Annotated in this window: 14 protein-coding genes; 4 read left to right on the forward strand and 10 right to left on the reverse strand. The window is 48.5% G+C overall.

Annotated elements, in window-relative coordinates; all coding sequences use genetic code 11:
• Positions 1–88: 88 nt before the first annotated feature.
• The 3 genes from QUB30_RS04475 to QUB30_RS04485 form a co-directional block, all read right to left on the reverse strand.
• A complete protein-coding gene (locus tag QUB30_RS04475; protein ID WP_333329653.1) occupies positions 89–916 on the reverse strand; it encodes a methyltransferase domain-containing protein in 828 nt (275 codons plus the stop codon).
• 78 nt (positions 917–994) lie between these two features.
• Entirely contained in the window at positions 995–2,260 is a 1,266-nt protein-coding gene (locus QUB30_RS04480) for an ABC transporter permease (protein ID WP_333329656.1), read from the reverse strand.
• A 349-nt stretch (positions 2,261–2,609) separates the two neighbouring features.
• Positions 2,610–4,427 carry an efflux RND transporter periplasmic adaptor subunit gene (locus tag QUB30_RS04485; protein WP_333329660.1) on the reverse strand — a complete coding sequence of 606 codons (1,818 nt, stop codon included), beginning with the start codon at positions 4,425–4,427 and terminating at the stop codon, positions 2,610–2,612.
• 306 nt (positions 4,428–4,733) lie between these two features.
• Between QUB30_RS04485 and QUB30_RS04490 the strand changes: the two genes are divergently transcribed.
• Entirely contained in the window at positions 4,734–5,111 is a 378-nt protein-coding gene (locus QUB30_RS04490) for a DUF6632 domain-containing protein (RefSeq protein WP_333329663.1), read from the forward strand.
• A 494-nt stretch (positions 5,112–5,605) separates the two neighbouring features.
• Positions 5,606–5,932, forward strand: coding sequence for a DUF1330 domain-containing protein (locus QUB30_RS04495; protein ID WP_333329665.1), 327 nt, complete (start codon positions 5,606–5,608; stop codon positions 5,930–5,932).
• 157 nt (positions 5,933–6,089) lie between these two features.
• On the opposite strand, the gene QUB30_RS04500 is transcribed toward QUB30_RS04495, so the two are convergent.
• Positions 6,090–7,358, reverse strand: coding sequence for a pitrilysin family protein (locus QUB30_RS04500; protein WP_333330147.1), 1,269 nt, complete (start codon positions 7,356–7,358; stop codon positions 6,090–6,092).
• A 262-nt stretch (positions 7,359–7,620) separates the two neighbouring features.
• The gene (locus QUB30_RS04505; RefSeq protein ID WP_333329668.1) at positions 7,621–8,886 is read right to left on the reverse strand and encodes a pitrilysin family protein; all 1,266 of its coding nucleotides are present in this window, start codon (positions 8,884–8,886) and stop codon (positions 7,621–7,623) included.
• A 444-nt stretch (positions 8,887–9,330) separates the two neighbouring features.
• Here QUB30_RS04505 and QUB30_RS04510 point away from each other — a divergent pair, with 444 nt between their 5' ends.
• Entirely contained in the window at positions 9,331–10,359 is a 1,029-nt protein-coding gene (locus QUB30_RS04510) for a hemerythrin domain-containing protein (protein ID WP_333329671.1), read from the forward strand.
• 624 nt (positions 10,360–10,983) lie between these two features.
• Here the strand turns inward: QUB30_RS04510 and QUB30_RS04515 are convergent.
• The 4 genes from QUB30_RS04515 to QUB30_RS04530 all read right to left on the reverse strand — a co-directional run bounded on the left by QUB30_RS04515 (position 10,984) and on the right by QUB30_RS04530 (position 17,244).
• Positions 10,984–11,844: an SDR family oxidoreductase gene (locus QUB30_RS04515; RefSeq protein ID WP_333329674.1), complete on the reverse strand. Its 861-nt coding sequence runs from the start codon at positions 11,842–11,844 to the stop codon at positions 10,984–10,986.
• Positions 11,845–12,053: 209 nt separating this feature from the next.
• Positions 12,054–14,582, reverse strand: a complete 2,529-nt coding sequence (locus QUB30_RS04520) for an SdrD B-like domain-containing protein (protein WP_333329676.1) — start codon at positions 14,580–14,582, stop codon at positions 12,054–12,056.
• Positions 14,583–14,858: 276 nt separating this feature from the next.
• Positions 14,859–15,059 (reverse strand): hypothetical protein, encoded by a 201-nt coding sequence (locus QUB30_RS04525; protein ID WP_333329679.1) that lies wholly within the window; start codon positions 15,057–15,059, stop codon positions 14,859–14,861.
• 181 nt (positions 15,060–15,240) lie between these two features.
• On the reverse strand, positions 15,241–17,244 hold the full coding sequence (locus QUB30_RS04530; protein ID WP_333329682.1) for an SdrD B-like domain-containing protein: 2,004 nt from the start codon (positions 17,242–17,244) through the stop codon (positions 15,241–15,243).
• 197 nt (positions 17,245–17,441) lie between these two features.
• Between QUB30_RS04530 and QUB30_RS04535 the strand changes: the two genes are divergently transcribed.
• Positions 17,442–18,122, forward strand: coding sequence for a peptidoglycan-binding protein (locus tag QUB30_RS04535; RefSeq protein ID WP_333329685.1), 681 nt, complete (start codon positions 17,442–17,444; stop codon positions 18,120–18,122).
• 833 nt (positions 18,123–18,955) lie between these two features.
• Here QUB30_RS04535 and QUB30_RS04540 read toward each other — a convergent pair.
• Positions 18,956–20,833, reverse strand: a complete 1,878-nt coding sequence (locus QUB30_RS04540) for a DUF1565 domain-containing protein (protein ID WP_333329688.1) — start codon at positions 20,831–20,833, stop codon at positions 18,956–18,958.
• Positions 20,834–21,010: the final 177 nt, after the last annotated feature.

Here is a 21,010-nt window from a genome sequence, read left to right on the forward strand (position 1 = left end):
TAGATTTGGATTTTTTAACCGCAGATGCACGCAGATAAACGCAGATGAGTACAGTTAGATGTTAACTTTGCAGGGAGATTGTAGGCTGCTATTTTTGACCGAATACGTAAAAAGTGGTGATATCGTTCCAAATACCTTGTTCGGTTTGCAATGCTTCTAATTCAGCCTCAAATTCAGCCTTGGCTTGTGCTAATTGCTCGTTTGAAAGTGTTGATAACGGGGGTGGATATTGTCCGGGGGCGGGATGGGAATTTCCGGCCCACATTGCTTTTGCTTTTTCCAAACTTATATAGCTGCCGTCTTGCTCAATTTTAATTTCTATTTCCTCAAATCCTGCTTGTTCGAGCAATCTGTGGCACTTTTCAACGGTGCCTGTGGGTTTGCTCATATTGAATGAAATGCCGTATTTTTCGGCTACTTTCTGCGTGACAACTCCGCCTACAAAAGCGGTGTCGGCGAAGGCATGAATGCCGATGATTCCCCCTGGTTTGAGAAATGTGTGCCAGTGAGTGAGTGCTGCGTGCAGATCCGACATCCAAATGAAGGCCGAAGAGCAAAAAATGCGATCGCAACTATTACCTGGAAAGTCGAGATTTTCGGCATCCGCCAGCAAAAATTCTGTATTGTTGAGATTTAATTCTAGAGCTTTGTTTCTGGCTACATCGAGCATTCCAGCCGAAATATCTATGCCAATAACCCGACCCTCAGAACCCACAATTTGAGCGGCTGCGATCGCCACATGACCCGTTCCCGTTGCAATGTCTAAAACCTGCTGACCGGAACTAACTTGCCCGTATTCTACCAGACGGCGAGCAATTTGTAAATGCCAATCGCTATTGTCATAGGTTTGACTTCTGCGGGTGTACAAATCTGCGATTTCTTGCTTGTATTTGTCTAACCTAGGTTGGTTGTTCATCAATGTTTTATCCGTAAAAATTCACAGGCGAGACGCCTGTACTACCTCTAGGGTGCTTGTGGCGCACAGAGAGGCTTTTCAATCATTCCGCAAGGCTGCGATCGGATCTAAGCGAGCGGCATTACGAGCCGGCAATACTCCAGCTAACAACCCGACGGTAAAAGACAGCCCAAAACCTGCTGCGATCGACCATACAGAAACCACAAACGGAAATTTGAACGCTGTCGAGGCCCCAAAGGCGATCGCAATTCCCAACCCAATACCCGCCGTTCCCCCCACCGTGGAAACTAAAATAGATTCCGCCATAAATTGAATGAGTATTGCTGCATTAGTAGCGCCTACCGCTTTGCGAATTCCTATTTCCTTAGTCCGTTCCACAACAGACACCAACATAATATTAGCAATACCGATGCCGCCAACCACCAAAGAAATTCCGGCGATCGCTCCCACCATAACCGTAAACAAACCGATCACATTGCTGAAAGTATTAACTATCTCAGCTTGATTGACAACTCGAAAATCATCCGGTTGTGGCGGATAAATATTGTGGCGCAAGCGCATGATATTTTCTACTTGAAATTGAGCATCCGCTAAATCCGCTTCGCCCGCAGTTTCCAACCAAAAACCCGAGATCGCAATCCCCGCTAAAGAATTTCTCCCCACAATCCGCGAAGACATATTTTTGAGGGGAATATACACTCGATCGTCCTGATCTGTTCCCCCTACAGACCCCTTGGTTTCCATCACTCCAATAACCTTGTAGCGGTTTCCCTGAATGCGAATATCGGAGGATAGCGCATTAGCTCCGGCTCCAAAAAGTTCGTCCCGCACCTTAGAACCGAGGACAACTACTGGCTCAGCAGCATTCAATTCATCCTCGTTAAAAAACCGTCCTTCTTGGGGTTGAATGTTCTTAACATCTGGATAGTTTAAATCCGTTCCCAAAATCGAAGTAAATGAATTTTGTCCGCCGTAAACGACTTGCACTTGGCGCTGCAAATAAGCCGAAATAGCCTTAACTGCAGGAGCTTGTTTGCCGATCGCCCTAGCGTCATCCCAAGTAAGGGTAGTAGCAGAACCGCTTCCCTGACTGACACCGCCCGATCGCGAAGCGCCGGATAAAACCAACAGCACATTTGTACCCAAAGCCTTTAACTGTTCTTCAGTTGATTTTTGTACTCCCTGTCCCACTGAAGTAATGGCAATTACCGAAGATATCCCAATAATTACGCCCAGCATAGTTAAACTGGTACGCAACTTATTATTCCACAGCGCCTCTGTCGCCATGAACGCGATTTGAACGTTAGAGATTTTCTTAATAACTGGGCGAGTCTTTAATTTCATTTGGGAATAGGTAATAGGTAATTGGTAATTGGTAATTGTCAAGCACTAATACCAGGCACGATCCGGCGGGTTGAAACCCCCGTCTCATAGCTAAAGTCGGTTGAAACCGACTGAAAATTCGTCTGATGATGTAGCCGGAAACGATATGATTTGTGGCACGATCCGCCGGGAGTTGAAACCCCCGTCTCATAGCTAAAGTCGGTTGAAACCGCCTGAAAATTCGTCTGAAACTGATGTAGATCAACTAACTCTTCAGTCCTCTTTCAGAGGACTTTCGCTATGAGACAGGGATTTCAATCCCTGTCGGACTGTCGGACTCACTCGCGGACTAACTAAGAACTACTGACTACTAACGCAAGCGCGTTCCCCCACCCGGTTGCAAACCCGGAATTCCACCCGATGGATTTTGGGATCTAGGCCGCAATCCCGGGGGGAAACTCATCAGCACTTTTTCATTTCCTTTCAAACCCGATCGCACTTCCGTCTTGTCATCCACCGTCACACCAGTCTTAATCGGCATAAAAGCAGGTTTACCATCTTCTCCACCGGGAACATAAACCCCCGATTCCCTTTGTTGGCGGACAATTGCCGCAGTCGGGACTACCAAAACATTTTTGAGTTCACCGGCCTTAAACTCAACATTCACATTCATTCCCGATCGCAGCATTTGTTTATCATCATTAATAATTGCCGCTTTTACCTCAAAACTTGTCACATTTTGGAGGACGATCGACTGAGGCGAAATTTGAGTGATTTTACCTGCAAAAGTCTTTCCCGCAAAAGCATCGGCTTGAATAGACGCAGCCTGGCCGATCTTAATCTGAGAAATATTAGTTTCTGCTACGTTTGCTACTAATTGATTTTTTGAAGCTAAGGACAAAATAGAAGAAGAAGTCGCCGAAGAAACCGCACTACCTGCCGTCGTGGGAGTCACAAAAGCGCCCGGATCGGCGTACTTGCGGGTGACAGTGCCGGTGAAAGGAGCCCGCAGCACAGTGTCGTCGATCTGCGCTTGAACGCTTTGCAGGCTGCCTCTAGCGGCGAGAACTTGAGCGCGGGCTTGGGCGATGTCTTCGGGGCGAGAACCAGCTTCTAGCAGCGCCAAAGCTTGCTGTTTTTGCTCGACGGCGGCCTGGGCTGCTGCGATGTCTTCGGGGCGTGCGCCCGATCGCGCCAGGGCCAAAGCTTGCCGTTTTTGCTCGACTGCGGCCCGCCCTGCTGCGATGTCTTCCGGGCGTGCCCCCGATCGCGCCAGGGTCAAAGCTTGCCGTTTTTGCTCCACAGCAGCCCGCGCCGAAGCGATTTCTTCGGGGCGAGTACCCGCTTGCAGCAAAGCTACAGCTTGTTCGGCTTGCCTGACTTGCGTTTGAGATCGATCGCGCGCGGTGCGGGAGTTGTTGACAACTTGCAAAGCAATGGCTCCGGCATTATAGAGTTCCTGATTTCTCTGAAAGTCTTCCTCAGCTTGGTTTTTGGCGTATTCGGCATCTCTGAGTTTGGCGATCGCTTGGGCGATGTCTTCAGGGCGATTGCCCTTGAGCAATTTTTGTAAATTTGCCTGTTGTTCAGCTAGTTGTGCCTCAGCGACAGCAATATCCTGGCTTCGATTGCCGTTGAGCAATTTTTGTAAATTTGCCTGTTGTTCAGCTACTTGTGCCTCAGCGACAGCAATGTCTTGGCTTCGATTGCCGTTGAGCAATTTTTCCAGACTTGCCTGTTGTTCTGCTAACACTGCCTTAGCCACAGCAATATCCTGGGTTCGAGTGCCGTTGACCAATTTTTCCAGGTTTGCTTCTGCGGCTGCGAGTTGTCCGCGAGTTTGGGTAAGTTGCCCTTGGAGGTTGGAGTCGTCCATGTAGGCGAGAATTTGCCCTTTTTCAACCTTATCTCCTTCCTTGACAAGCAAACTTTTGAGCATTCCTGAAGTTTTGGGGCTGACGTTAACGGAACGTTCAGGCACAATTGTGCCGTTTGCCGAAATTGTAATCGGCAGGTTCACCCTTTCGACAGCAACGGTTTTTTCCTTGCGTCTGGTTTCGCGGCTGGATTTGACTGTGAGTTGGCTGTAAGCTGTGTAGCCGACTCCTGCAAGCAGGGAAGCGGCGAGGAGTCCGCTAACCCACGGAGTCAGCTCTTTTTTAATCTGAAAGTGCTTTACTAAGTACATATAAATTAGACATATCGGGCGTCTGTTCAATTTAGACCGATCGGGAACAGAAAACGTTCAATTATGATATTTTTAGTTAGGAGCGATCGTTTCCCTCTCAAATCAACTGTTATGCCACAAGTCCTCTCTGGGGGTGTGGCGGCAAGCTTATCTTTATAAGCACCTTCTTTCTGGTTGATTCAGAAGCGTTTAGGACTGCACCACAATCGTGGGAGGTATGATTTTGATCGAGCTCAAGATATTTACTGCGCAAATACGAATCTAGTTGGTAGAGACTATACTGGAAAATAATAGGAGGTTAGAGCAATGGATCAGCATCATCGATACTTGCGAATCGCCCTTGTTGTTGTCGGAATTGCCTTTCTGCTTGTCTATCCACTGATGAAGATTTGGTCATCTGGCTGGTCATGGCAACCAGCCCAATACGAATACGAACAGATGATCGTCGGCATTTATGCGACGCTTGGTGTCTTTTTGCTGTGGGCTTCTCGAAAACCAGAAACGCATCTCAGCTTAATCTGGTTCACCGTCTGGTCGAGTGTTGTCCACGGCCTGATCATGGCGGTACACGCAGTGATTGATCCTGCGGAACGCGGACACCTCCTCGGCGATGTTCCAGCATTGATTTTGGTGGCAATTGTCCTTGGTTTCCTAGCGTCACGCGAAGTGGTGCCAAGTGAATGAATGGGCGCGGCAGAACACATCAAATGCCGGAGAAAAACGAAAGCCCGGGGTGCTGAGTTAAGGACTCTACTGCCGCTGATTTGAGCCGTTCGATCGCTCTGGGGTGCATTTTCTCGATTCGTACTAATCGCTGCTAAGTCAGCAAGATGTATCTCACCCCACTCGTAATATCAATTCCGGTTGCACCGGAATTATGGTTGACTGTTGACTGTTGACTGTTAACGGGCGGGTCGGAAAACTGAATGATAGTTGAGTATTGACTGTTGATTCGATTTTACGCCCGACTCCGGAAGCGCGGATTTGATATAAAGCGTGGCGATCGGCTCAAGAAAATTTTAGCTAATGATGTTAGTGAATATAGCAATTCTTGCAGGAGTCGTAAATTTTTTACCCCCCCCCCAACCCTCCCCGAACCCGCGGTCCGGGAGTAAGAGATTCACAAATGATTTAGGATTGCTATAGTCAACTAACCAATTAGCTACAGGAGAAACCTCATGGCTGTATATTTAATCGCAGACGTTAAAGTTACCGATGATGCCTGGATTCCAGACTACGCAGCAAATGTTCACGATATCGTACACAATCATGGGGGGAAATACCTTTCCCGCAGTGGCAATATTACGACTATTGAAGGCGAGGAACTAGAAACAACGCTGGTTGCCTTGGTGGAATTTCCTTCTAGGGAGGCAGTGCAAGCGTTTGTTAACGATCCAGCCTATGCAAAATATCGTCAAGCTCGGCAGGCTGGTACTATCAGCCGGCTCCATGTAATCGATGATACTGATGTCGCAGGAACCATACCCTATTTACCAAAAGGTTAATATCGTCAATTCTATGGTGTATTGCGAAGACCCATTTGGCAATATTGTCGAGATTTATAGCCACAGCTACGAATTGACATATTCTGCTGGAGCTTATATGATGTTCGGGCGATCGCATCGATCGAACTTTTCAAAAGTTCGATCGCCAATTTCCTACTCAACAAACAGCCGCCACTCCCAACTCTGTAATCGCCGCCTCCGGGCCCACCAAAGAAATATACGGTTCTACAAAATATTTCTTAGCAGCATCCCGCGCTTCTGAAGCTGTCACCTGTGCAATTTCTTCTTGAAATTGCTGGTCAAATTGAATTCCCAACCCCAAAATTTCATACCAGCCTAAAACTTGGGCAATTTGCGAATTAGTTTGTTTTCCTAAAGCATATTGACCGAGCATTTTATTCTTGCAAGCTTGCAATTCTTCCTCGCTTAGTTGGATGCTGGTGAGTCGATCGACTTCTGCGCGCAATCCTTCAAAAGCAGTCGCCGTATTTTCCGGCGCCGTACCCATGTACACGACAAACTGAGCCGTGTCCAAGCGCGTCGCGTAGACCGCAGAAACGTCGTAAGCCAAGCCCCGCTTTTCCCGCAATTCCACAAACAATCGGCTCGACAAACCGTTACCCAAATAAGTATTCAGCAACTTAATCGCTGCATAGTCGGGATTTTTGACAGAGGGTGCGAGGTAGCCCAGCATAATCACTGATTGCTGCGTATCTTGCGCCGTAACGACCGATTGAGGGGAGGGGTAGAGAGGGGGGACGTTTAAAGTTGGCAGGGGTGTTAAAGGCGCTTTCCAGTCCCCAAAAGTTCGCTCGATCAGCGCGATCGCATCTTCGGTGGATATTCTGCCGGCGACAGAAATAACTACATTATCGGGACGGAAATAGGTTTTGTGGAACTCTTCGAGCTCGTTTCTGGTGAGCTTGGACATAGTAGCTTCCGTGCCCAAGGGAGAGAAAGCATAGGGGTGTTCCTGGTACATCGAGTGCCGCAATTGCTCGAAGGCGATCGCAAATGGCTGTTCTTGTTGCGATCGAATTGCCGATATGGCAATTCGGCGTTCAAGTTCGACTTCAGCTTCCGGGAAATTGGGCGATCGGGTCAATTGCGCCGCCAACTCCAAAATCTCCTCAAAATCTGCAGAAACCGTCTTCAAACTCACTAAAAAATAGTCTGTAGTAGAGTCGGCACTCAACCTCGCTCCCACCGATTCTACACGCTCGGCAATTTCCAGCGAAGACAGCCGATCGGTTCCCTTAGTCATTACCGCCGACAGCAAGTGACACAATCCTGCTTGTTCCGGCTGCACGTAGCGACTGCCGGCCCGCAGGAATATCCTAGCTGCAATAATATCTGCTGCTGGATTTTCTGCTGCTAAGACAACAATACCGTTGTCTAAAACCGTGCGCTGAATTTCATTTTTCATTGAATTCTTTGTTAACTGTTGACTGTTGACTGTTGGCTGTTCGCTATTGGCTGTTGACTGTTCGCTGTTGATTGTTGACCACAGTAACAGATACATTTAACCCGGTAAATCTAGGAATCCACCTAAATCTACTTTGTATGACATATGCTTAATATGCTTAAAACAATGATGACTTAATGTAACCATCGCTCTTGCTATTTTAGCTGCAAGTCTTCTCTTACCTTTTTTCAATTAACCGTCAACCGTCAACCGTCAACCGTTATTAGATTGGTTTGAGTACCACGGCCGTATAGCGTCGAGGAGAGAGATATTGTTGAGCTAGGCGCTGGATGTCTAATGGCCCAAATGCTTTAATCCTGGTGGGATAGCTAAGCGCTAATTCCGCAGTGGCGATCGTATTGTAATATCCGTAAAGACCGGCTAGCTGTCCCGGCGTTTCGAGCGAGAAAGCAAAATCGTTGCACAGCAAACGCTTACAGCGGAGCAATTCTACCTCGGAAACTGGCTCAGACTGCAATTCCCAAAGTCGATCGCAAATCCGAGATTCCACCTCTTCGACATCCTTCGCCTCCAAGACTGCACTGATAGTAAATAAACTCGATTCCCGTTGCAGCGAGAAAGTGCTGTCGATCGCCTCTACCAATTGTAATTCTTCCCGCAGTTCCCTGACTAAACGCGAAGTCCGCCCGTCTGCAAGCAACACCGACAGCAAATCTAAGCCGCAAGCACTTTGCAAGTGTTCAACTCCCGGGCCCGTCCAGGCCATCATCAGCCGCGCTTGTTCCAATCGGGGGAGACAGAGTTCCTGACGGCGAATTTCTATCAGTGGCGGTTCCGCCTCTGCGGTTAATTTGGGACAATCCCACCGATCCGAAAACTGCTCGAATGCTTTCCCCGTAATATCTCTGGCCTGTTGTTCATCAATTCCCCCGACTACCACCACAGTCATATTTTCCGGCTGATAGTGCGATCGATGGAAACAGCGCATTTCGTGGGGAGTTCGCGACATCAGCAGTTCTTCCGTGCCGAGTACCGATCGCCTGTAGGGATGTCGCTGGTAAACTGTTTCCATCATGGCTTGGAAACCCAGCCAATCGGGATTGTCTTGAGCTTGACGGATTTCTTCGAGCACCACATCTCGCTCGCGATCGAATTCCCGATCCGGAATCGAAGCGCGCAGCAGCAATTCTGCCAGGGGCTGCGCTGTTTCTGCTAAATAATCGGCTGCAGCGTTGACGAAAAAATGGGCGTAGTCGTGACTTGTAGCTGCATTAGCGACACCGCCGCGATTTTCGATTACTTGGTCAAATTCTCCAGGGGCGATCGAATCCGTCCCTTTAAATATCATGTGTTCTAAAAAATGAGCCATTCCCGACCAAGAATCCGGCTCCAGCGTAGCGCCAGCCCTTACCCACACGTCTAGGGCGACCACCGGTGTGGCCGAAATCCGCTGGTGAATGACCGTTAACCCGTTGTTGAGCTTCCAGACATTGGCTGGGAACTCTAAAGCAGTGAGCAGTTGAGACAAGCTAGTTATTCTTAAACTTTAGTTAACTTCGGCTGCAACTATGGTAGCGCTTTACAGCTCTGCGATCGGGATTAATTGATACAGAAATCGTCACTCAGTCGATTTTAGATTTTAGATTTTAAATTTTAGATTTACTGCACAGATGTATCTGGGGGCTTGAACAAGAGTCTAAAATTTTGAGCCGATCGCGACAGGAGTACGTGGCACGGTATCCGTTTTTGGGCGGAGTCCTCTGCCATTAAGCCCTTAATCCTTACTCATCAGTTATTTTTTGCTTTTTGCTTTTTTTGAAGCAGTCTCAAATACTTACCATTTTTTTGGTCAAAAGTCAATAGGTTTCGCGGGATATTAATTAATCAGTCGGGAGAAAGAGGATGTTATCAGAATATATCAATAAATTAAAAGATGTAAGAACACTAAAGACCTTGAGAGGAGAAACGACAGATGGTAGCTACCTTAGAAGATACCAAGCGCCAAGCGATCGCAACTAAATTAGCAGACATGAAAGCGCTGCAAAACCTGCTGATCGCCAACGAGCAATTGTTCATCAATTCCTGCAACGACTCCGAACTGTGCGATCGTTTCCGGGATATGCTTGAGGACGATCGCAAAAACTTGGGCGTATTAGAAACCGTAATCGTTCAATACGGAATTCAAACCGAACCCAAAGAAACATTCACAAAAATGATCGAAGAAGTTCAGAAACTAATGAAAGGTTCTGAACTAACATTGTTTGAAAAAGTCGCTCAGCACGAACTGCTCAAACACAAACAAACAATGGCCGGTCTGTTAGTACACAAAGCCGCTCAAATAGTCGGCGCAGACATCGAAGCCGCCATTACTCCCCTCAACACAGTTAACTTTGAAAACCGCGCTCACCAAGAGCAACTCAAAGGAGTTATGGAAATCTTGGGCGTGCGCGAACTAACCGGCAAAGACCCCGACCAAGGCGTTTGGGCCCGCGTGCAAGATGCAATGGCAGCCATGACCGGCATCATCGGCGGTGCAGTTACCCGCAGCAAAGATGAGATGAACATCACCGAAATCATCACCATGGATCACCGCAAAGCCGATACCCTATTCATGGAGATCGAAAAAACCGACGATCCGAAAAAACTGCAAGAATTCTTCGGTCAGTTGTACAAAGATTTAAGCGTCCACGCAGAAGCAGAAGAACAAATTGTTTACCCAGCAATTCGCAGCTACTACAGCAACACTCAAGAACTGTACGACGAGCAAGCAGAAATGAAGCAAATGCTCGCCAAAATTAAGGCAATGAACCCTAGTTCTTCTGATTTCAAAGCCCAAATCAAACTGCTCAAAACAGCGGTTCAGGATCACGTAAAAGAAGAAGAAAACGATATGTTCCCTCAAATTCGCCGCAACTTGAGCGAAGCACAAATGGAACAAATGGCTACTCAATTCAAAGCAGCCAAAAGCACCATCCAGCAAGAAATGGCTAACATGAGCTAATTCAGCAGCGAGCTAATTGTAGCTCTAGGTGAGCTCAAGACTAGCTAAACTGCAACCTATCAATCCCGCTACCTACGTAGCGGGATTACTGTTTTGTGTAAACGTCACCAATGTTCACAAACTAATATCAAATCTGTTATAGCAATCCTTGCAGGAGTCGTAAATTTTTTACCCCACCCCAACCCTCCCCTTGCCAAGGGGAGGGAGTAAGAAATTCACAAATGATTTAGGACTGCTATAGCATCGGAATTATTTATCTATCTATTCTCGACCTCTGCGTGAATCAGCGTCAATCCCTTGTCATCTGCGGTTCAGCAATTCTTTTTTTTTTCCGCAGATGAGGGGAGATAAACACAGATTAACGCAGATTAATTGTATCAATTTCGTTTGTTGCATCGTCCGTGATTGTTGACCCTTCGGCGAAGCTAAGTGGGCATCACTGTTGACTGTATTTTACACCCGATGATGCTAGCAGATTGAAGATAACTAAAAAAATGAATAAACCCGCCCTAGGTAACGTGGTTGTGTGGGCGGGTTTATTTAGATTGTGAGTTATAGTCAGAGATTGTGGGTGAAAGTCGCCCCCACAAAATGCGGTTATTTATATATTAACTCGCGCCAAATCTACCCGTTAATCACAGAGCCTCCGTTGGGATGCAAAATTTGACCCGTCATGTAAGACGAATCTTTTGAAGCTAAAAACACGTAACTGGGGGCAACTTCATCGGGTTGACCGGCGCGTCCCAAGGGCGTGTCTGCACCAAATTTCTCCACTTTGTCTTCAGGGAAAGTTGCAGGAATTAGAGGCGTCCAAATCGGCCCGGGGGCGACTCCGTTGACGCGAATTCCTTTCTCAGCTAAACTTTGAGACAAAGAGCGAGTAAAGGCAACAATTGCTCCTTTTGTGGAGGAGTAATCTAGCAATTGTTGGTTGCCTTTGTAAGCGGTGACTGAGGTAGTGTTGATAATTGCACTTCCCTGTTTGAGGTGTTTGAGAGCGGCTTTTGTGAGGTAAAACATTGAGAAAATGTTGGTGCGGAAGGTGCGCTCTAATTGTTCGGCGGTGATGTTTTCGATGCTTTCTTGGGGATGCTGTTCGGCGGCGTTGTTGACGAGGATGTCGAGATGCCCAAATTCTTTAACTGTTTGTTCTACAAGGTTTTGACACACGCTTTCGTCGCCGATGTCGCCGGCGATCGCAATACAGCGCCGGCCTTGTTGTTCGATCGCCTCTTTGGTCTTTTTGGCATCATCATCTTCGTTAAGATAGCTGATGACCACGTTAGCGCCTTCCTTGGCAAAGGCGATCGCCACTGCACGCCCGATACCGCTGTCTCCGCCGGTAATTAAGGCTACTTTGTCCCGCAATTTGTCGCTACCGCGATATCCCTCCGCGAAGGATTGGGGTTGCGGGGTCATTTGGGATTCAATACCGGGTTGCTGTTCTTGATGTTGAGCCGGATTAATCTTCTGTTCGGTTGGCATAAAAAATTCCTCTAAGTTCTACCTCTATAAATAAAGGTTTTCTGTAACTAGGGAATCGGTCTTTTTGCCGATCGCGCTCTACGACTAAAGACAGTTGGACATCACATACATAAACCCGCCCTCCTAACCTATGGTTGTGGAGGACGGGTTTATTTAAAAACAACCTAACTGCTAATTGCTAAGTCTCAAACTAGAGGCTCCACTTAACATTAGAACAGTTGGTTTGTAGTAGGAACAGCAGCCGACAGTAAGGGATCGACGAGAGAAGTATCTGGCGTTGCAGTCAGGGAACTCGCGATTCTCTGGGGATCAGGAGCGTAAAAATTGCTAACAACATTATTACTCGGTAATAAAAAGTTGGTAACTATGCTGGTCTCTGAAGTGCCTAAGCTACCACCCTCAGTCAGCTCATCAGGGATGCTATCAGGGATGCTAGAAGCAGTTCTGGCTGCTGTCGGTACTGGCGTCGGTGCCACCACCGTAGGCGTAGTATTAGGGCCCGGCACGTCAAAGCTAACCGGGTTGGGCCCAGTTGGGATAGGGAACGGGTTATTAACGCTCGCATCGAAGACTTCCAAAACCGAGTAAGTGGCTGGAGACAAATTATTAAACCGAGCAATACCAGCAGCATCAGTTCTCACCAGCGGTTCTGTTGCAGCATCATAGCGGCCGTTGCCGTTCAAATCCAAGGTGAATGGTATATTGGAAAGGGGCTCTTCATTGGGGTCCCGTACACCGTTGCGGTTATCGTCCCGGAATTTAGGAACCAAGAGGTCATAGCGGCGAGAGTTACCGACCAAAGCGCAAGTAAAGGTTTGATTTGCACCGAGAACAACATCTACTGGTTGAGTCGTTTGGAAGTAACCAGGAGGCGTTACTTCTCGAATGCTGTAATTGCCGGGGCGCAAATTGTTGAATGCAAAAGTACCAAACTGATTGGTAGTAGTAGTGGGTTCATTTGCTTGCAACTGACCGTCACGATTGCTATCGATAAAAATGGTGACACCAGGAATAGCTGGCTCATTTCCATCTCGATAACCGTTCAGGTTGAAGTCCTCAAACTTACACCCGGTGATGTTGCTATTAGGTGTGTTGGCAAAGGTAACGTTGGCATCCTGAGTGCTGAGGGTCACATCGACGCGATCTGCCGTAGAAGGGGAGAAATTGGGCTGTGCAACTTCCCTGACGACATAGTTGCCTGTTGCCAAGTTGGTAAAGGCACCTCTCCCCTGGTCATTTGTGCTGATTTGCTGTTCTCCAGCGTCGGGAGTGCCATTGTTATTGGTGTCGAGGAAGACAGTGACACCGCTAATTGGCGCTTCACCCTGAGTTGGTTCAAAGCGACCATTGGCATTCAGGTCATTGTATTTAAAGACAGTGATGTTCGGTCGAGTGTTGCCCACACCGGCATTGTTGCCAATACCCTGAGTTGCTCCCACAGGAGTAAAGGTAAGTGATGGCGATGGGTTGGGCGCTGGTAAAGTTGTAACTGGCGCTGCAAAAATCGGCCGCTCACCAGTGGTGGCGATCGATCTTTCACCTGTTTGTTGAACGCCGTCGCGGTTGGTGTCTACGAATTTAGGGTCGTTGGGTTTCAGCGTGTAGGTTGAGTCTGCTACTAGCAGCGGTTGCTCTCTGCTGATCGTACCCTGGAATCGCGCCTGAGGCCCTGGTGCCGAAACCAGAGCGGGGTTTGGAGTTGTTGCTACTGGAGCATTGAGGTTTCCTGGCGCACCGCCACCTACTTCAGCAGGCAGTACACCTGGAAAAATTTCCAACACTCTGTAATCGCCAGCTCGCAAATCCTTAAAGGTAACTACTCCGTTGGCATCTGTGATGGCTATGGGTTCCGAGCCTGCTCCATCCCAGCGACCGTTCGCGTTCACATCTAAAATAAACGGTACTCGGGCAATGGGGGGTTCCAAGACTCCACTAACAACATTTCGGGTGCCGCTGCGGTCTATGTCTCGAAATTTGTTAACTTCAATTTGATAGAGCGGAGTATCGCCAACTTGAGCGCAGGCAAAGGTTTGACCTGCTGCTACTGTCACGTCCAGTACGGGAACGTTGCCGGGGGGTGTGCTTTGGGGAAAATCTTGTGTTTCTAATGGTTCTGCGTTCGTAGCATTAACTTCTAGTCCGGTAACAGAACTAATCTGTCGTCTGATCCGTTCTTCCCGAATCTTGTAGGTTCCGGGTGCTACGTTGAACGACCATGCACCATTTTTGTCTGTTAAAGTGTTTTGTTCCCCTGCATCGCGTTGACCGTTGCCATTTGAATCAATATAGATCCTGACATTTTTAATGCCCGGTTCATTTCCATCTCGGAAGCCGTCGGCATCTATGTCTAGGTATTTGCATCCAACGATTCGGCTGCCTGTAACTGGGCCGTTGCCAAAGAAAACGTTAGCATTTGTGTTTCCAAGAGTGACAGCGAGGGGGTTGGGAGTAGTAGGGGTTAAACCAGGAGGTATTGCCGTTTCCGTGAGTACGTAATTGCCGGGGACAAGATTTATGAATGAGAACCCGCCGTTAGCGTCCGTCGTGGTTGATATTGTGCTACTTGCTGACTCGAGGCGGATAGTGACATTCGGCAGACCTGGTTCATTTGCCTGTCTGACGCCATCCCGGTTCTGGTCAAAGAACTTGATTCCTAGAATGGCCGGGCCAGCATTCCCAACCACAACTGGCTGTAATTGCTTGGCATTGAGCTCTTGCTCTTCGTTAATTGAAGCCATGATTTCTCTCCTTCACACCTAAATCCACGTAAATTACAGACTACTGTATGGGTTGTAACTTGCTGAGTAGTTTTTACTAATAGCTGACAACCGCTACTCGATTTTACATACGTCTGCACTTGAGGTAATGTTCCCATCTCACACAACAATGCCTCAAGCTTTGTCGCTGGCAAGTATATCAGGTTTTGAAGAACCCTGGCAATTTGAGGGCAACTTCTTCAGGATTTGCACGCCTTCTCTGTCCGTACATACTTGCGGTTTTGAGCTTTAAAAAGCCTAAGACTGACTTCTTCCCCCTGATATCAAGTCCGGCGGCCTGGTTCTTGTTTGTCCTAGTTCGCTGTGCTTGGCGATCGCCTCCTCTGGGATTGCCAAGGACAGCGAACAAGCATCGATCGAGCTACCGGACTTGATATGACTTGCTTTGCCTGCAAATACGCAGATCGGGGTTGGGGGAATTGCCTGATAGTTTTTCACTCACAGATATGCTACTGCCTCTGAATATTGCAACCAATATACAAGCCAGCTTCGGAGTTGCCGGAACTTAGGCTTGAGTGTTGGAGGTTGCCAACAATAGGGTATCACGCGATCGCCCTTTAACCTCTTCCTGATTTTTATCTGCTGTTTGGGATTCCGGGCGATCTAGCCTTGTCTCACCCTACATAACCGGGAAATTTCTCACACTCATCGGCCCAAACGAGTGAGCGATCGCCCCCTTAATTAATTCCTTTTTATTGACAAATTCCTCAATTTGTGAATTATGCTCTAGACCTAAATTCTGTGGCCCAAAGTTAGGGAGATTGCCTAAATTCGCCAAAGATCCATCACTCAAAAATTTACTAATTCGATTACTATCATGACCCTGGCTCGAAAGCAAGCTATCTGCCCCAATATTATTGGCTGCAGGTTTGTCCGCATAGTTGCTGGCATCCGTTAGCGGGTCGCCTTTCAAGGATTTAGCCGAGGTACCCTCAGCCTCTCCCGCCACCAAATCTCCCGTCACAAAATCGATTTTGCTAGCCCGAATCTCTGCCGAGACAACAACCACCGCAGGCGGAGTCGTTTGAATGAAACCGGGCGGCTGGACTTCGCGGACAACATAACTACCTACCGGAACGTTGCGGAAACTGTAATTGCCCTGAACGTCGCTTAAGGTACTCGCTTCACCCGGATCTAAACTGCTGTTGTTGTTGAGGTCGATGTAAATTTGAGTATTGGCGATCGGCGGTTCGCCGGGATCTAGGCGGCCGTTGGCGTTAAAATCGTTGAATTTCACACCGCTGATGGTGCCCGTTACCAACACGTTGCCAAAGCTGAGATTAGTGGCATTTGTGCCGTTGCCCACGGCGATCGGAGTCGGATTTGGCGTGGTTTGTCGAAAACCGGGCTGCGGGACTTCCCTCACGAAATAAGTGCCTTGGGGCAAGTTGATAAAAGAGAAATTACCTTGGGGGTTTGTTAAAGTCGAAGGTTCATTGGCGTCTCGGCCGCCGTTGTTGTTGAAATCAAGGTAAATCGGCCAGTTGGCAACTCTCGGTTCCGTCGGTTCGTTGATACCGTTAGCGTTGAGGTCGTTGAACTTGAAGCCGCTGATGCTGCCGGTGGGAAAATTGTTGCCGAAATTGACGCCGACTGCGTTGGTATTGCCGGTGATGTCGATCGGGCCTGGATTTGGCGTAGTCTGTACCCATCCCGGTTGCTGGGCTTCCCTCACCAAATATCGGCCGGGAGAAACATTGGCAAAAGTGTAGTTGCCTTGCGGGTTTGTGATGGTGTTGGGTTCGCCCGGATCGAAGCTGCCGTTGCCGTTGAGGTCGATGTAAATTGGCCAGTTGGTCAGAGGCGGGTCTGTCGCATCTCGGACGCTGTTGGCATTGAGGTCGTTGTATTTGAGACCGCTGATGCTGCCGACAAAAAAGACATTGCCAAAATTGATGTTGTTGACAGTGGCATTGGAAGTAACGTTAACCGGGCCGGGGTCAGGCGTAGTTTGGCGAAAACCCGGTTGCTGGACTTCTCTCACCAAATATGTATCCGCGGGAATATTGACAAAAGCGTAATTGCCTTGAGCGTTTGTCAAAGTAACAGGTTCGCCGCCGTCGAGCCTGTTGTTGCGGTTGAGGTCGAGGTAAATTTGCCAGTTAGCTAGCCCTTGTTCCCCGGGATCTCGGAGGGTGTTGCTGTTGATGTCGTTGAATTTTGTGCCTGCGATCGTCCCTGCGTTAAAGTTGTTGCCAAAATTGATATTGCCAGCGTTTGTGCCGCTGGTAATTGTGATGGGTGCGGGATTTGGGGTAGTTTGGCGAAAGTTCGGCTGCTGGACTTCCCTAACTTGGTAAGTTCCCGGTGGCAGGTTGGCGAAGATGTAGTTGCCTTGCGGGTTTGTGAGGGTGGAAGGTTCGTTAAATTCTGGCTGGCCGTTGTTGTTGAGGTCGAGGTAGATTTGCCAGTTGGGAATGGGGACTTCTCCGGGATCTGGGCGGCCGTTGGCGTTAAAATCGTTGTATTTGGTGCCGCTGATGCTGCCGACTTGGAAGTTCCCGATGTTGACGTTGCCGATGTCTATTTGGCTGGCGGTTCTGAATTCGGACATGGTGTTGCTGGGGCCCAATGAACGCGGTTCAATGTTTTCTGTAGGGCAATCTAGCAGTTTTTTTGCCAATTGCAGCTATTTGAGAGGGATAAATTTTTTTTAGCAAAGGCAAGGAAGGAAAAGTTGCGAGTTTTGATTTAATGTGGGAATCTGGCTTTGCCTCGGAACCAGTAAATACCCGATGCCCAATTCCCAATGCCCAAATTCGCAATTTTTTCCTGATTTGATGTACGATCGCTACCAGTTTTGCAGAGGTCGAATTCCCAATGTCCCAAAACTTGACAGCAAGCTGGAAAGAAGCCCGCGAGGTTCCAAGTTTGCTCTTCGGCTGGAGTTTGTGCGGTTTATTGGTAATGGGATCGATCGCCCCTACTCCTGCTGCGGCACAGCTACCTACCTCCGAACAGAGTAACAGCAACAGCCCGATCGCTCAAACAGGTGCTCGCGCCCGCCCCACGATCAAATTGGGCAGTCGCGGATCGGAAGTGATCGAACTCCAAGCTGCTCTTAAATTATTGGGCTTTTACGCTGACACTGTAGACGGGATTTTCTCACAAAGCACCGCTAGAGCTGTGTCTCAGTTCCAGGAAACAGCAGGCCTGGCTCCCGACGCAATAGTCGGTCAAGATACTTGGAACAGGCTGTTTCCCGAGGCTCCGAGCGCCATCGTCGAAAACCCCATAGACAACGCTCCTGTAACTGCCGACAACTCAGAGATTAACCCCCAAGCGCAGCCAACCAATTTTCCGGTTTTGAGAAGACGAATGCGGGGGGCGGCAGTCAGAGATTTGCAAGAGCGGCTGCGGGCCAAGGGATTTTTGCGGGTGAGTGCTGACGGCGTGTTTGGGCCGGAAACTCAAGCTGCTGTCAAGGCGGCTCAGCGACAATATCAACTGCCAGCAGACGGCATTGTCGGCCGCGCAACTTGGGAAGCTCTGCTGCGTTGACAGCCAACGAATAGTGCCGGCTATGCACGTTGCGCGATCGAGCGATCGTACAAATTGTTAATAATCGCTTTTGGAAGTATTTCATCACATCAAAAAGTGTCAAGTTTGGTAAACAAAGTGTTTTTATGCGCGCAGTTGGTGTTAACTTAAAAACATGAGGGGCAAAACCAAGAAGCACAAAAAACTTGGATAAAAAATTTGGAATTAGAGTATTTGTCCCGATCGGCTCTAGTCCGCAGGCAACGCCTGAACAGTGTAGCTTATTAGCAAAGAAAGGTTGACATTGCGATAGGTATTTGTGAGATAGCTTGAGGCTATTGCATGAATCAAAATTTGCGATCGCACAGTCAAACACAGAAGTCTGAATAGACTCCGCTGATAGCTAGCTCGTCCGCAGAGTAGTTGCAAAAAAGTCCACCTTAGTTGTAGTTTGCTGAAACTCAGCAGAGCTAAAAACCCACTTGAATCAACTGAATTTACAAACTTTTTAGGGTCTGGCATCCGATATGCTAGGCCCTAAAATTTGGATTTTTTTGTTGAAGTAGTCAGCAGTCTTTGGCTGTTATATCAAATCCGGTAGCATCAGAATTAATATTACCCACAGCTTTCGAGACGGCGCTGTGGCGTTTATATCACGTCGCTCGTGCAACCGGCAACGATATCATATCAGTTCCGGTTGCATCCGAATAATTGAACCGCAGAGAACGCAGATGGAGATGAGAGAGAGATGAATAATTCCGATGCTAACGGAATTAATATCAGTAGTTTTTGACTGTTAACAATCAACAGTCAACAGTCAAGAGTTAACTAATGACGAATGACTAATGACGATTTCATTTAATTTCTTCAATTCGGGCATTCAAACCGTTAGCGCTGAGCATTTGTACCAATTCCTCAGCTTTTTCGCGTTCCCGAAAAGCACCGGCTTGCATCACCGGTCGTCCGCTGGCAAAACTGCGAAAAGCACCGGGAACGAGGGATTGCATTTTTTGTCGATCGCCCGGTCTGTCGGTATCAACCACAACTCGATAGCGCAAACCCAAAGCAGACGGTAGATCGAATGACGGCGAATTATCCGCAGCATCTGGCAAAGAATTCCCCCCTAAAGGTGCAGGTACATAACCGCCCCTTCCGATAGGAATGTTGCGACCCGGAACCGGCAATCTACCCTCGGAAGAAACCGAACTCGAACTATCAAAATTGGGAGGAATCATTGGTTGCTGTACCGAAATTTCCGAAACCGATCGATAATTCGGATCGGGCACGGGAATTGCGATCGCCCCTTGGGCTACCGATGAAGCAGCGGCATTCCTCGGAGAAAGTTCTTGCCGCAACTCAGCGCTTCGCAGTGCGGGTCGATTTTGCACCGGTCGCCTTGAAACGGGCGCAGGCGGGGGAAGTGGCGCTCTTTCAGTTCTGGGACTTAGCCGCCCGGGAGTGTAAGCCGGGAGAGAAGTGTCTGGGCCACCGATGCTGGGAGGTCGATCGGCCCTTAGCTGCAAAGCACTTCCCCCCATTGGCGGCGGCGTAAAAGTTCCCGCCACATCAACCGAACCCGTCGTCCGGCTGCTCAACAATTGATTGCCGTAAGCTGGGATTACTTGACCTTTTGCCGCATTGTTGACATCGTACTGACCGTTGTTGCGAATGACATTGCCCCCCGGTTCGGCAGCAGTTCCCAAATCCGGCAGAGAGCTCGCGATCGCCACAATTCCGTCCCGCCGGTTACTCTCGATATAATTGTTACGCAGCACAGGTCTAGCATTAGCTTGCACCACCACGCCATCTTTATTGCGAGTAATTTTGTTACCGATTAGCAGAGGCGAAGCGTTCTGCGCTACATTCACCCCAAATCCCGTGTTTTCAAACACATTATCTCGAACTTCCGGCTGGGAACTGCCAAAAATAGTAATGCCGTTAGCTCCATTTTTCGAGAAAACATTCCCGCCAATCGTCGGCCTGGAAGTACCCACTACCGAAATGCCGTCGTGAGTGCTGCCAGAAAAAGTATTGTTGACAACCGTTGGAGAACTCGATTCGATCCACAAAGCGTAACCGCGATCGTTGGTATTCGTCACCGTCACCCCGCTGAGTCCCGCCCCGTCTGCGCCTAAAATCGCGATATTTTGACCCGCCGAAGTCGGACTGATAAAGTATCCTCCGCCTTTGATGACAATATTCTGACCGCGAGTGTTGGGATTTCCCTGAACTGTCACGCTGGGCCTGAGCATTAATGGAAATTTTTCGCCGGTTTGCTCGCTGTAAGTACCGGGCGCTAGCAAAATCGCTGTTTTGGGCGGGGCCACGCTTAAGGCGTAGGTAAGGGTTTTGAACGGAGCTCGATCGCTGCCGTTGCCTCCTGTGTCGCTGCCGCCGGTCGAGCTGACGTACAGTATGTTGATGTCGCTCTGCAGCGTCTGAGAAAGTAGCTGCACTCCAGGCATCCCGGCAGCGATAACTGACGGTTGGAGGTTGCAAAGGGCGGTGGTGGCAAAAACGAGCAAAAGGCAAGAACTCAAACAAGATTTTTGCGATCGCTTTTCTTTGCACTCGCTATATTGAGAATTTAGGAGCATAAATAAACCCCACTGATTTGCGATCCGAGTTCCGCTTCCCGAGTTCGGTGTCGGGTTTTCGCGATCGCACTTTGATTTCACCCGCCTGCTGGGGTTTTCTTCTGTTAATCTTTTGTGTTGTTCTGCTAACCTCACGGCTCTCCTCCGAAGTGTGGTATGCAGTTTAACGATTCCACTCTTATCAAGTTTGATCTATTATGCTTTGTTTTCATCAAATTCCATAAAACTTAAAAAATTATTGTCGAATTTACATCGGTTTATGCCAAAATTAAGCCGCCTGCTTTGCCACAATCTTGACGGCGTGGGAGAACA

The sequence above is a fragment of the Microcoleus sp. BROC3 genome (assembly GCF_036702515.1).
Taxonomy (GTDB): domain Bacteria; phylum Cyanobacteriota; class Cyanobacteriia; order Cyanobacteriales; family Microcoleaceae; genus Microcoleus.

Excerpts from the sequence above, each read along its gene's own strand:
- QUB30_RS04490 (WP_333329663.1), top strand. The coding sequence starts at position 4,734 with ATGGATCAGCATCATCGATACTTGCGAATCGCCCTTGTTGTTGTCGGA.
- QUB30_RS04500 (WP_333330147.1), bottom strand. The coding sequence starts at position 7,358 with ATGAAAAATGAAATTCAGCGCACGGTTTTAGACAACGGTATTGTTGTC.
- QUB30_RS04495 (WP_333329665.1), top strand. The coding sequence starts at position 5,606 with ATGGCTGTATATTTAATCGCAGACGTTAAAGTTACCGATGATGCCTGG.
- QUB30_RS04485 (WP_333329660.1), bottom strand. The coding sequence starts at position 4,427 with ATGTACTTAGTAAAGCACTTTCAGATTAAAAAAGAGCTGACTCCGTGG.
- QUB30_RS04520 (WP_333329676.1), bottom strand. The coding sequence starts at position 14,582 with ATGGCTTCAATTAACGAAGAGCAAGAGCTCAATGCCAAGCAATTACAG.
- QUB30_RS04480 (WP_333329656.1), bottom strand. The coding sequence starts at position 2,260 with ATGAAATTAAAGACTCGCCCAGTTATTAAGAAAATCTCTAACGTTCAA.
- QUB30_RS04515 (WP_333329674.1), bottom strand. The coding sequence starts at position 11,844 with ATGCCAACCGAACAGAAGATTAATCCGGCTCAACATCAAGAACAGCAA.
- QUB30_RS04510 (WP_333329671.1), top strand. The coding sequence starts at position 9,331 with ATGGTAGCTACCTTAGAAGATACCAAGCGCCAAGCGATCGCAACTAAA.
- QUB30_RS04475 (WP_333329653.1), bottom strand. The coding sequence starts at position 916 with ATGAACAACCAACCTAGGTTAGACAAATACAAGCAAGAAATCGCAGAT.
- QUB30_RS04535 (WP_333329685.1), top strand. The coding sequence starts at position 17,442 with ATGTCCCAAAACTTGACAGCAAGCTGGAAAGAAGCCCGCGAGGTTCCA.